We start from the raw sequence: 14883 nt of genomic DNA on the forward strand, positions 1-14883 counted from the left end.
TTATGGTATTCGAATTTGAAAAGCCAATTACTGAATTGGAAAATAAAATTAAAGAACTTCAAAAATATGCCCATAAAAATAAGCTGGATTTAACGACGGAAATCAGCTTTCTGGAGAAAAAAGTGAAAGATAAAAAAGAAGAAGTATACTCACAGCTCACACCGTGGCAGCGCGTAGAAATTGCACGTTATATCAAGCGTCCGACGTCTAAAGAATATATCGCAGCTCTATTCGATGATTTTATCGAGTTTAAAGGTGACCGTGCGTATTCGGATGATAACGCAATTATCGGCGGGATTGCTATGTTTAAAGGCCGTCCGGTAACGGTTATCGGCAATCAGCGGGGCATGGATACGAAAGATAATATCGCCCGCAATTTCGGTATGGCGCATCCTGACGGCTACCGCAAAGCCTTACGTTTAATGAAGCAGGCGGAGAAATTTAAACGCCCGGTCATTTGTTTTATCGACACTAAAGGCGCTTATCCCGGCAAGGCTGCAGAAGAGCGCGGCCAAAGCGAGTCGATCGCCAGAAACTTAGTTGAGATGGCTGGTCTGACAGTGCCTGTAATCAGTATTGTAATCGGTGAGGGCGGCTCCGGGGGTGCTTTAGCGCTCGGTGTCTGCAATAAACTGTACATGCTTGAAAATGCTACGTATTCGGTCATTTCACCGGAAGGTGCCGCAAGTATTCTCTTTAAAGATGCATCGCTGAAAGAAATCGCAGCGGAATCTTTAAAAATTACTGCAGCGGATCTGCTTGAACTCGGTGTCAGCGACGGTACGGTTAAAGAACCGTCCGGCGGTGCACATCACGACAAATCATTCGTCTTCCACGAGACGGAGCAGGTCTTAGTCAATGCACTGGCAGAATTAACAGATATGGACGGCGATGCGCTGGTGGATCAGCGCTACGACAAGTACATGTCGATCGGCCAGTACAGCGAATAATAGTGTTTTAATTTTAAGCCGTAGTCTCTATTTAGAGATATACGGCTTTTTTTGTCCCTTAGTCACTTCAAATAGATAGACCGACAAAGCCTAATTATGCTATGTTTAAGTTGACTGACAGGTGGGTGATTAACATGAGGAAAATTGCGGTTTTAACGAGCGGCGGCGATGCGCCGGGCATGAATGCTGCCATCCGTTCGGCAGTGCGTAAGGCAATCTATGAAAATATAGAAGTGTATATCGTGTCTCACGGCTTTAACGGACTGATCCATAACAATATTAAGCGTGCGGATCTCGGCGATGTCGGGGATATTATTCACCGCGGCGGTACTGCGCTGTATTCGGCCAGAAGCGAAGAATTTAAAACTTTAGCAGGCAGGCAAAAAGCAGCTGATAATTTAAAAGCGTTAGGTATTGAAGGATTGATTGTTATCGGCGGTGACGGTTCCTATGCAGGTGCCGATAAACTTCAGGAACTCGGCATTAACACAGTCGGTGTGCCTGCGACGATCGATAATGATATTTTCGGCACCGATGTTACGATCGGCTACGATACTGCTTTAAATACTATCGTCGATATGATCGACAGAATCCGCGACACGGCGACGAGTCACGAGCGGACCTTTATCATTGAAGTTATGGGCAGAGATTCCGGTGAGCTCGCTTTAAATGCCGGTCTGGCAGCGGGTGCAGAAACGATTTTTATACCGGAAAGAAATACTAAAATGTCGGATGTTGCCGAGAGAATCCAAGCGGGGCTTGACCGCGGCAAGAAACATTCTCTGATTGTCGTTGCTGAAGGGGTAATGTCCGCAGAATATTGTAGCACTGAACTGGCAAAGTATATTAAAATAGAAACCAGGATCAGTGTTTTAGGACATATACAGCGCGGCGGCAAACCGAGCGCCGGAGACAGAGTACTCGGCTCGAGACTCGGTGCTTATGCAGTGGAACTGCTCCTTTTAGGACGTTCCGGCGTCGGTGCAGGTGTATCCAGAAACGAATTAACTGCCACAGAATTTTCGTACGTACATGTACAGAACAAACAGTATGACAACAGTATTTATCAACTTTCAAAAGAGCTTTCAATTTAGGGAGGAAATCAAGAATGAGAAATACAAAGATTGTATGTACAATTGGACCGGCTTCAGAATCTGAAGAAATTTTAGAAAAAGTAATTATGGCGGGCATGAACGTGGCGCGTTTGAACTTTTCACACGGCGACCACGAAGAACATAAAGCACGTATAGATACGATTAGAAAAGTCGCAGATCGACTCGATAAAACAGTCGGAATTCTGCTCGATACAAAGGGGCCTGAAATCAGAACGCATGCTATGGAAAACGGCCAGGTTGAACTGGTTCGCGGCCAAAGAATCGATGTCTCTATGACTGAAGTGCTGGGGAATTCAGAACGCTTCTCAGTATCGTATGAAGGACTAATCGACGACGTTGAAGTCGGTGACTTTATTTTACTCGATGACGGCCTGGTTGAACTGGAAATCGATGCGATTTCTAAAGCGGACGGTTTGATTACGACAACTGTTAAAAATAACGGGGTCTTAAAAAATAAAAAAGGGGTTAACGTTCCAGGCGTCAGCGTTAAACTTCCCGGTTTAACTGAAAAGGACAAAGACGATGTTAAATTCGGCATCGAACAGGGCGTTGACTTTATCGCAGCAAGCTTTGTCAGACGTGCCCAGGACGTCCTTGAAATTAGAGAACTGCTCGAAACACATGAGGGCGAATACATTAAGATTATCCCTAAAATTGAAAACCAGGAAGGCATCGACAACATCGATGAAATTCTAAAAATTTCAGACGGTCTGATGGTTGCCCGCGGAGACCTCGGGGTTGAAATTGCACCTGAAACTGTACCGATGATGCAAAAAGAACTGATCAGAAAATGTAATTTACTCGGAAAACCGGTCATTACGGCAACACAGATGCTGGATTCAATGCAGAATAACCCGAGATGTACACGCGCAGAAGCAAGCGACGTGGCCAATGCGATATACGACGGCACAGATGCCGTAATGCTGAGCGGTGAAACAGCGGCGGGATCATATCCGGTTGAAGCGGTCTTAACGATGGCTAAAATCGCAGTCTCAGCAGAAGAGGCTCAGGACTATAAGAAATTATTATCCGACAGAACGAAATCAACGCAGACGAATATGGTAACAGCCATTGGTGTATCCGTTGCTCACACAGCGCTGAATTTAAGCTGTAAAGCAATCGTTGCTGCGACAGAAAGCGGACATACAGCACGCATGATTGCGAAATACCGTCCGCACGCTAACATCGTTGCAGTCACACCTTACGACTATGTTGCACGCCAGCTGAATCTTGTCTGGGGGGTTAATCCGATCGTCCGTGAAGCAGAGAAAGATACGGATGAACTGCTGAATACTTCTGTCACTGCGACGCTGGATAAAGGCTACGCTAACGAAGGCGACTTAATTATCATTACAGCAGGCGTCCCTGCCGGCCGTGCCGGAACGACAAACTTAATGAAACTGCACGTGGTTGGAGATACTTTAATAAAAGCACAGGGTATCGGCGATAAGAGTGCAGTCGGAGAAGTGGTCACAGCGAAAAATTACAATGAGCTTCAGGATAAAGATACGAAAGATAAAATCGTCGTGGTTCAGTCAGTCGATGCGCTGATGACGCCGCTCTTAATTAAAGCAGCGGGCTTAGTGACGGTAGAAGGCGGCTTGACGAGTCAAGGCGCGATTGTCGGACTGAATTTAGAACTGCCGACTATTGTCGGTGCAAAAGAAGCGCTTGAAGTACTGGAAGACGGCATGCTTGTGACGATAGACAGCGAGCAGAGCGTCGTCTACAGCGGCCATGCGCACGTGTTATAAAGATTAGAGGTGTGTTGGATGAAAAGAACGCTCGCGGTTTTACTTGGCAGTTTAATGATATTATCAGCGTGTTCAAGCGGTGAAGATACTGCAGAAGAATCCGGACAGGAAACAGCTGACGAAAGCTCAGAACAAAATCCAGAAGAAGCTGCTGAAACGTCATCTGATGCATCATCAGATGAAGAAAACAATCTCACATCCGCAGATTTAATCAGCAGTGCTGTTGAGAACAGTGACAGTGTAACGAGCTATGAAGCAGCGCAGACAATTAATATTACGAATGCGGATGATGAAAGCACGATTCGGACAATTATGACTTACGGTGAACAAAACGAATTTAAACTGTCGGTGAACAATAACGGAGATATTTTGACCCATTATGTTGTTGACGGCGATCACTTTATTTATCAGAATAACGAAATCTTGAATTCTGATGAAACGATGGAAGCCGAAGGCGGAGACTATCAAACCATAGTCTCATCGCTTGAGAACTATCCTGAAGGTGAAGTGAGTGAGCTGGAAGAAGGCTATGCGGTAACGGTAAATATCGAAGATGCATCAGCTTTTGGCAATGTGCTGGATGAAGAAACTGCTTCGGCAATAGAAGCTGCAGACAGCATTAACGGTACACTGCAGCTGTATTTCAATGCTGACCATGTATTTACAGGCAGCGAATTAGAAGCAGATATTGTCAGCGAAGGTGAAGAAATAAATGTTCATTCGACTGTGGACTACACAGATATCGGCAATATTGAAATGATTGAAAAACCGCATAATATGTCAGAGTAATCGTTAAGATTTAAACTGCCGGAGAAGCCGTATCGGCTTTTTGGGCAGTTTTTTCTTTATCGGAGATAAAACATATTTGCTTGTGGCAGCTATTACTGATGTTAATAATTTATACTTATGATATAATATAAGTTAATTAACTGATACTTATTACTCGAAGCGGGTATTGGTTTATTATGAGCAGAAAGCAGAGTTTTCATGGATTGCGCTTACATTTTGTGTTCTTATTCACAAATATAGCGCCTAAGTAAGGGTAAACAAATCTGTAACAATTTTGTTATACTTGCTTTAAAGATTCTGTTACATATTTAGGAGGGGGATTTATGACTGGAAACAGCGGTTTAGAAGGTGTTGTAATTGGCGAATCAAGAATCAGTTCAATTATCGGCACACAGCTGACTTATTGTGGTTATGAAATAGATGATTTAGCAGAAAATGCTGAATTTGAAGAAGTGGTTTATTTACTGTGGCACGATCATCTGCCAAATGCAGAAGAACTTAAACAGTTTAAAAAGGAATTATTTGAACACGCATTTTTAACTGAAGATGCGAAAGGCTTTTACAAAACATTTGTAGATAAAAGCGTGCACCCGATGAGTGCATTGCGCACAGCAGTATCACTGCTTGCACATACAGATGAAAAAGCTGAAGATCAGTCTGAAGAAGCGACATTATTAAAAGGGATTCGCATTCAGGCGAAAATTCCTTCAATCGTTGCGGCGATTGCCCGTACGCGTGAAGGCCAGGAAGTTGTCGATCCAAACCCGGAATACGGCTATGCTAAAAACTTCCTGTACATGTTATACGGCAAAGAACCGACACCGGTTCAAGTTGAAGCGATGAACAAGGCGCTGATTCTTCATGCCGACCATGAAATCAACGCATCGACTTTTGCTGCACGAGTAATCGTTGCGACATTATCTGATGTGTATTCAGGTGTAACAGGTGCAATCGGTGCCCTGAAAGGACCATTGCACGGCGGAGCCAATGAAAAAGTAATGGCGATGCTGGAAGAAATCGGTTCACTTGATAAAGTGGACAGCTACATCCATAACAAACTCGATAACAAAGAGAAAATTATGGGAATCGGCCACAGAGTATACAAAGAAGGCGACCCGCGTGCGAAGTATCTTAAAGATATGGCCCGCCGCTTAACTGAAGAAAACGGTCAGCCGGAACTGTATGAAATGTCGATTAAAATTGCGCAGATTATCGAAGAAGAAAAAGGGCTGCTGCCTAACGTAGACTTCTTCAGTGCATCAGTTTACCATTCGCTTGGTATCGCACATGATCTGTTCACGCCGATTTTTGCGGTCAGCAGAACTTCAGGCTGGATTGCGCACATTTTCGAGCAGTTTGAAAACAACAGATTAATTAGACCGCGTGCTGAATACAACGGTCATACAGACAGAAAATACGAAGCAATCGAAAACAGAAAATAATCTTTACAGATAAAACTAACGGGGGTTTTTATTTATGGCAGGAGAAAAAATTCAAACTAATAATGGTGTATTAAACGTTCCAAATCATCCGGTGATTCCTTTCATCGAAGGAGACGGCATTGGTCCTGATATTTGGGCTGCAGCAAGCAGAGTAATCGATGCAGCTGTAGAAAAAGCATACAAAGGCGAGAAGAAAATTGACTGGCTTGAAGTATACGCAGGTCAAAAAGCATTCGATAAAACAGGGGAATGGCTGCCTCAGGATACACTCGATAAAATCGATGAATATTTAATCGCGATTAAAGGTCCATTAACAACGCCAATCGGCGGCGGTTTCCGTTCATTAAACGTAACACTGCGCCAGGAGCTTGATTTATTTGCATGTCTCCGTCCAGTAAGACACTACAGCGGTGTACCTTCACCGGTTAAACACCCTGAGCATTGCGACATGCAGATTTTCAGAGAAAACACTGAAGATATTTACGCGGGAATCGAATTTAACGAAGGTACGCCTGAAGTTAAAAAAGTTGTCGATTTCTTACAAGATGAAATGGGCGTTAAAAATATCCGTTTCCCTGAGTCTTCTTCAATTGCTATTAAGCCGGTTTCTAAAGAAGGAACTGAGCGTCTGGTACGTTCTGCGATTAATTATGCAATCGAGCACAACAAACCATCTGTCACTTTAGTGCACAAAGGAAACATCATGAAGTTCACTGAAGGCGGATTTAAAAAATGGGGTTACGAACTGGCTCGTAATGAATTCGGCGACAAGACATTTACTTGGGCTGAATACGACGAAATCGTAGAAAAAGATGGTAAAGAAAAAGCGGATGCAGCACAAGATCAAGCTGTTGCTGACGGTAAAATTATTATCAAAGACTCTATTGCTGATATTTTCTTACAGCAGATCTTAACACGTCCAAAAGAATTTGACGTTGTTGCAACAATGAACTTAAACGGTGACTACATCAGTGATGCACTTGCAGCGCAAGTTGGCGGAATTGGTATCGCACCGGGAGCAAACATTAACTACGAAACTGGACACGCTATTTTTGAAGCGACACATGGTACAGCACCTAAATATGCTGGACAAGATAAAGTGAACCCTTCATCAGTGCTGCTTTCAGGCGTATTAATGCTTGAACACTTAGGATGGCAGGAAGCTGCTGACCTAGTTAACCAGGCGATTGAAAACACAATATCTAAAAAAGTTGTCACATATGACTTCGCACGCCTGATGGAAGGCGCGACAGAAGTGAAATGTTCTGAATTTGGCGATGCATTAATAGAGAATATGCAATAATTCAATTGTAAAATTTTTAAGTAAATATTATACTGGTAAAGTCGCTCGTATGAGCGGCTTTTAATTTTGATACATATTGGAGGATTTTTAGCTGTGGAAGAAAGTAATAAGAAACATGGTTTGTTTCAAAAGTTCTTAGATTTTGTTGAATGGCTGGGTAACAAACTGCCGCACCCGGTTACGCTTTTTGCTTTACTTGCGGTATTGACTTTAATTTTATCGTCAATTTTCGGAATACTTGGAATTTCCGTTACACATCCAGGAGAAGGTAACGAAGAAGTTACCGTCACTAACCTTTTAAATGCTGAAGGAATAAAATATATATTCGAAAGCATGACAGATAACTTTATCAACTTTGCGCCGTTAGGTGTTGTACTCTTAACAATGCTTGGTATCGGTGTTGCAGAACGCTCTGGACTTATAGGCGCAGCTTTGAAAGCGTTTGTATTGTCTATCCCTAAAAACTTAATTACTGCAGGTCTAGTATTTGCAGGGATTATGTCATCAGTTGCTTCTGATGCAGGGTACGTTGTATTACCGCCGCTTGGTGCCTTATTATACTTAGCACTTGGCAGACACCCGCTTGCGGGTCTGGCTGCAGCCTTTGCCGGTGTATCGGCAGGGTTCTCAGCGAACTTGCTGTTAAGCGGTACCGACGTTATGCTTGCAGAATTAACAGCTGCAGCAGCTGCAGTGATTGATCCAGCTTATGCGGATTCAATTAACGTTGCGATGAACTGGTACTTTATCATTGTGAGTGTGTTCTTACTGACATTCGTCGGCTGGTTCGTATCATCTAAAATTGTCGAACCGCGTCTTGGAACATTTACAATGTCTAAAGAGCAGGAAGATGAAATGTCATCAGACGAAGTTGACAACATGCAAAAACTGGAACCAATTGAGAAAAAAGGTCTGATTTGGGCACTTGTTGCAGTTATTATCAGTATTATTCTTGCGGCACTGCTCGTTGCACTGCCAAACTCACCAATGAGAGGACCGGACGAGGTCGGTACTTATATGGATACAATTATCCAGTCACCATTTATGAGTTCACTCGTGCCGATCATTGCAATTCTGTTCTTTATACCGGGACTCGTTTACGGTATTGTAACGAAATCAATTAAAAACGATAAAGACGTTGCAGGTCAGATGACAGACACAATGGCATCGATGGGGATGTTTATCGTGCTGGCATTCGCAGCTGGTCAATTCGTTGCTTACTTTACAGAATCAAACTTAGGTCTTGTGATCGGGGTTTACGGTGCACAGCTCTTAGAAAGCTTAAACTTAACAGGCATTCCGCTCTTAATCGGATTCATGCTTGTGACTGCACTGATTAACCTATTCATCGGCAGTGCAAGTGCGAAATGGGCATTGATGGCGCCAATATTTGTGCCAATTCTTATGCAGCTTGGCTACTCGCCGGAAATGACATCGATGGCTTACCGTGTCGCAGACTCAAGTACAAACATCATTACACCGTTAATGACTTACTTTGCAATCATCATTGCATTCGCACAGAAATACGATAAAAATATCGGTATCGGTACGCTGATTTCAGTTATGCTGCCGTATTCTATTTTCTTCTTCATCTTCTGGGCATTAATGCTGATTGTGTGGAGCCTCCTCGGTATTCCGCTCGGTCCGGATTCACCGATTCATTACTAACATTTATAATAGAATCACCGTACTCTGAAGAGTGCGGTGTTTTTTGTTTTGCTGGTGACAACGGCGAAATCCCGTTGTGAATGAATCGGGTCAACTGCCGGCCCACAAACTAAACCCCATCTTTTTTAATTGGCTAAAATACTGAAGAACTGTATAATTTAATAAAGACTGAATGACTAACTAAGGAGATTATTATGGCTAAGTTAATTCTCATGGATGGAAACAGTATCGCGTTTCGTGCCTTTTACGGATTGCCGCTGTTAACAAATCAGAGCGGACTGCATACAAATGCAATTTTCGGTTATGCACGACTGCTGGAAAAAATTATAAAAGAGGAAGAACCAGATTATTTCCTTGTGGCGTTTGATGCGGGTAAATCGACGTTCAGACATAAGCAGTATACGGAATATAAAGGCGGCAGACAGAAGACTCCGCCTGAATTAGGTGAACAGTTTGCACCGATCAGACAGCTGATCGACACTTACGGTATTAAGCGCTTCGAACATGAAGATTATGAAGCGGATGATATTATCGGCACTTGGACAAAGCTTGCGGATGAAGAGAAGTTTGAAACAATCGTGATTACAGGCGATAAAGACTTAACACAGCTGGCGTCAGATTATACGAAAGTTTACATTACTAAAAAAGGTGTCACGGATATTGAAGTGTATACACCCGAACATGTCAGCGAAGTCTACGATGGATTAAAACCGCTGCAGATTATCGATTTAAAAGGTTTAATGGGGGATAAATCGGATAATATTCCAGGTGTGCCGGGCGTCGGTGAGAAGACGGCTGTCAAATTGTTAAAAGAGTATGACAGCGTCGAAAATGTCCTCGATAATCTCGATAACATCACAGGTAAAAAATTAAACGAAAACCTGACGAACAATAAAGAGACTGCCCTGATGAGTAAAGCGCTCGCGACAATTTACCGCGACATGACTTTTGACTTCGACCTGGAGGATCTTAAATTCACCAGTGAAGATTCAAAAGAAAAATACGATCTTTTCAAAGAGCTGGAGTTCAATTCCATGCTCGACAATATGGAAGCATCCGAGGCAGAAGATGCAGCAGCCTTTACTGCAGAACGGACGGACAGTCTGAATGATTTCGGTGAGGATATCAGCATCTATTTAGAAGTCCACACGGAAAACTATTTACGGGCGAAACCGGAGTTTATCGGCATTGCAGATAAGAATTTTGTGCTCGTTAAAGAAGCAGGAGAATTTGATTCCGACGAGCTCAGCCAGTTTTTAAATACGAGAAATTCCGTCACGACTTATGATTTGAAACGCCAAGTGGCACTGTTAAATCATTTAGATGTCGAGTTCGATCAATTTACAGAAGATATTATGCTCGGCAGTTTCTTACTCAATCCGTCTAAGAAAATTATCGACGTGGCGGAAACGGCGGGACTCTTTAACGTGTCGATTAACAGCGACGATTTTCATTACGGCAAAGGCCGCAACAAAAAGACGCCTGAAGCAGCGGAAACGAAAGATTTTGTTGCCGATAAAGTCCAGGCTATCGACACGGTCGCTGAACCGATGGCTGACCAGCTGAAAAAAGATGAAATGTACGATTTGCTGCATGACCTGGAAATTCCGCTGTCGAAAGTGCTCGTACAAATGGAATTAAAAGGCATTATGATTAAAAAGGAACGTTTAAAAGAAATGGAAGCGGAACTCAGTGAAAAACTGACGGCGATTGAAGAAAAAATATACGGCTTAGCGGGAGAAACATTTAATATTAATTCTCCGAAACAGCTCGGTGTTATTTTATTTGAAAAGCTGGAACTGCCTGTAATCAAGAAAACGAAAACGGGCTATTCTACAGCGGTCGATGTGCTGGAACAGCTGCAGGATAAGCATGAAATTATCGACTATATTTTAAATTACAGAACGATCAGCAAGCTGCAGTCGACTTATGTCATCGGCCTGCAGGCTGAAGTATCTGAAGACTCGAGAATTCATACGCGCTTTAACCAGACGCTGGCTCAGACCGGGCGTTTATCGAGTGTGGAACCGAACCTTCAAAATATTCCAATCCGCCTGGAAGAGGGGCGTAAGATCAGACAGGCATTCGTGCCGTCTAAAGCAGGGAATGTCCTGCTTGGACTCGACTATTCACAAATCGAACTGCGGGTGCTGGCTGCAATTACTAAAGATGAATCGATGGTCGAGGCGTTTACGAACGACATCGATATTCACACCAAAACAGCGATGGAAGTATACGGTGTAGAACTGGATGAAGTGACGCCTTTAATGAGAAGAAATGCCAAGGCGGTTAACTTCGGGATTGTATACGGCATCAGCGATTACGGTCTCAGTCAGAACCTCGGTATTACGCGTAAGGAAGCGGCCAGCTTTATAGAGACGTATTTGAACTCGTTTAAAGAAGTGAAGCAGTTTATGCACGATATCGTGCAGGATGCTAAACGCGACGGCTACGTGTCGACGCTCTTACACCGCCGTCGTTACGTTCCTGACGTAAACAGCCGCAACTTTAATGCCCGTTCATTTGCAGAAAGAACAGCGATGAATTCACCGATTCAAGGAAGTGCTGCGGATATTATCAAGCTTGCTATGGTGAAATATGCCGAGAGCGAAGAAGCTCAGAAATTTAATGCGGAATTATTATTACAAATCCACGATGAGCTGATCTTTGATATACCGGAAGATGAAGTGGAAGACTTTATCCCGGTGATTAAAGATATTATGGAAAATGCGATCGATATCGACGTGCCTTTAAAAGTAGATGCAGGGTACGGTACGGATTGGTACGAAGTGAAGTAGGTGGAATAGATGCCGGAATTGCCGGAAGTTGAACTCGTGAAACAGGAACTCGCGCCGGTTGTGAACTTAACGATTACGGACGTTGTGTTATCAAATTATATATACAAAGGACATGCTGCAGGAAAACGTACGATTGTTAAAGACGATCTAAAGTCATTTATCGACATCGTGACCGGCAAAATGATTGCGCATATCGGACGCCGGGGGAAATATTTATATTTCTTAATCAGTGATGAATTTCAAACGACGCATATCGTCAGCCATCTCGGTATGTCGGGGGCGTATTTTATCGTGTCGGATTTCGATGACATTAAAGAAGCGAATTTTAAAAAGCACTGGCAGGTTATTTTTACTTTGAATAACGGTCAGAAGCTGGTTTACTCGGATATTCGCAGGTTCGGTGAAATGCATACGCACGACAGCCTGCACGATTTCCCGCCATTTGCGCGCATGGCGCCTGAGTATACGGATGAATTTAGCAGGACTCATTTTTTACAGACACTCCGTTCTAAAAAGTTTGCAGAAAAACCAGTTAAGGCGGCCATTATGGACGGGGAAGTGATTCCCGGTGTCGGTAATATTTACGCCGCTGAAAGCTTGTATCTGGCGCATATTTTACCGACTAAAAAGGTGAAAAATATATCCGATAAACGGCTGTCAGAGCTGTTTGAAAGAATTACGGAAGTGTTTGAACTGTCCTTATCGAGAGGCGGTTCGACCATATCCGACTACCGCAGCGTCACCGGCGGCAAAGGTGAAATGCAGCACAGTTTTAAAGTGTACCAGCAGGATAAATGCCCGCTCGGACACGAGCTGAAAACGAAAGTGATTAATACGCGCAATACTTTTTATTGCACAACTTGTCAGAGGTGATGTGAATCATGTATAAAATTATCGGTTTAACAGGTGGGATTGCCAGCGGTAAAACGACCGTGAGCAATTATTTAAAAGACCGCGGCTACACAGTGCTCGATGCAGATCAGTATTCACGACAAACGACGGCGAAAAACGGCCCGGCCCTCCCTCAAATTATCGAAGCCTTCGGTGAAGACATCGTTAACGATGCAGGGGAACTCGACCGTAAGCAGCTCGGCAGCATCATTTTTAACGATGCCGATAAACGCCGGACGCTAAATGAAATCGTTCACCCCTTAATCCGGCAAATGATGAATGCAGATGAAGCGAAATTCGTTCAAGAAGGCCATGTCTTTTTAGACATTCCGCTGCTATTTGAAAACGGGCTGGATCAGCGCTGTGATTTTGTTGTCACAGTCTTTGTAGACCGGGATACTCAAATTAAGCGGCTGACAGAACGGGATGATTTAACTATCGAAGAAGCAGAGGCGAGAATTAACAGCCAGATGCCGCTGACAGATAAAGTGATGAAGAGCAAATACCGTATTGACAACAATGGAAATCTCGACGCTTTATATGAACAAATCGACAGATTTACAGAAGAGTTGGAAAGTATGTGAAAACGCGTTCAATCATAGCTTTAAATGTGTTATACTATTTATGAAAAAACGAACTTTTAAAGGAGCTCTAGTCATGAAAAAAGTTGCAATTAATGGTTTAGGTAGAATTGGAAGAATGGTGTTTCGCATTATCAGCGAATCTGAAGAACTTGATCTCGCTGCAATCAATGCCACACACCCTGCAAGTACGATTGCACATTTACTAAAATACGATACAACGCATGGTACTTGGGACAAAACAGTTGAAGTTAAAGGGGACAACCTTGTTGTAGACGGTAAAGAAATTACTGTAACAAGCGACCGCAACCCTGAAAACTTACCTTGGAAAGACCTCGGCATCGATTTAGTAATCGAAGCAACAGGTGCATTTAACCACGGTGATAAAGCTGCTGCTCATATTAATGCCGGCGCTAAAAAAGTATTATTAACTGGTCCGTCTAAAGGCGGCAATGTGCAAACATTAGTACGCGGTGTGAACTGTGCAACATTAGACACGTCTTCATACGATGTATTCTCAAATGCATCATGTACGACGAACTGTCTTGCACCGGTTGCTAAAGTGCTGAACGATGAATTCGGAATTAAAAATGGTCTTGTGACTACAGTTCACGCTTACACTAACGACCAGATGAATATCGATAACCCGCACAAAGATTTACGCCGTGCGCGTTCAGCTGCAGAAAACATTATTCCAACGTCAACAGGTGCAGCCAAAGCAACAGCTTTAGTACTGCCTGAACTTGAAGGTAAATTAGACGGTATGGCACTCCGCGTACCGGTATCAAACGTATCTTTAGTTGACCTGGTTGTAGATTTAGAAAAAGAAGTGACTAAAGAAGAAGTCAATGCAGCATTCAAGAAATATGAAGCAGATGCAATGAAAGGTATTTTAGGCGTCAGCGAACAGCCTTTAGTGTCAAGCGACTACAATACTGATCCGCGCAGCTCAATTATCGATTCAGACTTAACGATGGTTATGGGCGATAACAAAGTTAAAGTTCTATCTTGGTACGACAACGAGTGGGGCTACTCAGTAAGATGTGTCGAATTAGCAGAAATGATCGCTAAAAATATTTAACAATACTTTCACAGGAGGATAGTTTAAGCTATCCTTCTTTTTGTTATAATAAAAGTAACTATTGGAACGGAGGAATACGGATATGAAATTAGTCAATACAGACGGACAAAACACTGAACTGCTTATCGACGGTGAAACAGCAACATTTAAAGACGGCACTTACGATGTGATTATTCACGACGGTGATTTAAATACCGCCGGACACGTTGCAGCAAATAATTTTATCGTCAAAGAAGACTACATCAAAGATATGATTAAACGATTTAAAGGCCGTAAAGGCAACGTCGACCAGTATGAAGGATTTAGAGGCTTTATGCTGCTTAAAAAAGACAATAAAATGACTGTGCTAACAGGCTGGCAGTCTACGGAAGACTTCAAGGCCTGGGTAGATTCCGAAGCCTTCCAAAATTCACACGTTAAAAAAGAACAGCGCGTGAAATCCGAAGGCAGTGAATATTTAGAAGCAATGCCTGTACGTGAAAACTTCAAAGTTGAAGCATAGACTTATTTT

Annotated in this window: 12 protein-coding genes; all 12 read left to right on the forward strand. The window is 43.0% G+C overall.

Features of this window, described 5'->3' with window-relative positions:
• The first annotated feature begins 2 nt into the window (after positions 1-2).
• Entirely contained in the window at positions 3-950 is a 948-nt protein-coding gene (locus IEU81_RS01100) for an acetyl-CoA carboxylase carboxyltransferase subunit alpha (RefSeq protein WP_092594973.1), read from the forward strand.
• Between the two features lie 134 nt (positions 951-1084).
• Complete coding sequence (pfkA, locus tag IEU81_RS01105) at positions 1085-2044, forward strand: 6-phosphofructokinase (RefSeq protein ID WP_092594971.1); 960 nt, start codon at positions 1085-1087, stop codon at positions 2042-2044.
• Positions 2045-2058: 14 nt separating this feature from the next.
• Positions 2059-3819: a pyruvate kinase gene (gene pyk, locus IEU81_RS01110; protein WP_186089892.1), complete on the forward strand. Its 1761-nt coding sequence runs from the start codon at positions 2059-2061 to the stop codon at positions 3817-3819.
• Between the two features lie 18 nt (positions 3820-3837).
• The gene (locus IEU81_RS01115; protein ID WP_186089894.1) at positions 3838-4608 is read left to right on the forward strand and encodes a hypothetical protein; all 771 of its coding nucleotides are present in this window, start codon (positions 3838-3840) and stop codon (positions 4606-4608) included.
• Between the two features lie 323 nt (positions 4609-4931).
• Complete coding sequence (gene citZ, locus IEU81_RS01120; protein ID WP_186089895.1) at positions 4932-6050, forward strand: citrate synthase; 1119 nt, start codon at positions 4932-4934, stop codon at positions 6048-6050.
• A 34-nt stretch (positions 6051-6084) separates the two neighbouring features.
• Entirely contained in the window at positions 6085-7353 is a 1269-nt protein-coding gene (icd, locus tag IEU81_RS01125; RefSeq protein ID WP_092594963.1) for an NADP-dependent isocitrate dehydrogenase, read from the forward strand.
• A gap of 93 nt (positions 7354-7446) precedes the next feature.
• Positions 7447-9021, forward strand: a complete 1575-nt coding sequence (locus IEU81_RS01130) for an AbgT family transporter (protein ID WP_186089897.1) — start codon at positions 7447-7449, stop codon at positions 9019-9021.
• A 194-nt stretch (positions 9022-9215) separates the two neighbouring features.
• The gene (polA, locus tag IEU81_RS01135) at positions 9216-11819 is read left to right on the forward strand and encodes a DNA polymerase I (RefSeq protein ID WP_186089898.1); all 2604 of its coding nucleotides are present in this window, start codon (positions 9216-9218) and stop codon (positions 11817-11819) included.
• Positions 11820-11828: 9 nt separating this feature from the next.
• The gene (gene mutM / locus IEU81_RS01140; protein ID WP_186089900.1) at positions 11829-12692 is read left to right on the forward strand and encodes a bifunctional DNA-formamidopyrimidine glycosylase/DNA-(apurinic or apyrimidinic site) lyase; all 864 of its coding nucleotides are present in this window, start codon (positions 11829-11831) and stop codon (positions 12690-12692) included.
• Between the two features lie 8 nt (positions 12693-12700).
• Entirely contained in the window at positions 12701-13294 is a 594-nt protein-coding gene (coaE, locus tag IEU81_RS01145; protein WP_186089902.1) for a dephospho-CoA kinase, read from the forward strand.
• A gap of 73 nt (positions 13295-13367) precedes the next feature.
• Positions 13368-14372: a type I glyceraldehyde-3-phosphate dehydrogenase gene (gap, locus tag IEU81_RS01150; protein WP_092594951.1), complete on the forward strand. Its 1005-nt coding sequence runs from the start codon at positions 13368-13370 to the stop codon at positions 14370-14372.
• A gap of 82 nt (positions 14373-14454) precedes the next feature.
• Positions 14455-14874 (forward strand): antibiotic biosynthesis monooxygenase family protein, encoded by a 420-nt coding sequence (locus IEU81_RS01155; protein WP_092594949.1) that lies wholly within the window; start codon positions 14455-14457, stop codon positions 14872-14874.
• The last annotated feature ends 9 nt before the right edge of the window (positions 14875-14883 follow it).

This window comes from Jeotgalicoccus aerolatus (genome assembly GCF_014635205.1).
In the GTDB taxonomy this organism is placed as follows: Bacteria; Bacillota; Bacilli; order Staphylococcales; family Salinicoccaceae; genus Jeotgalicoccus; species Jeotgalicoccus aerolatus.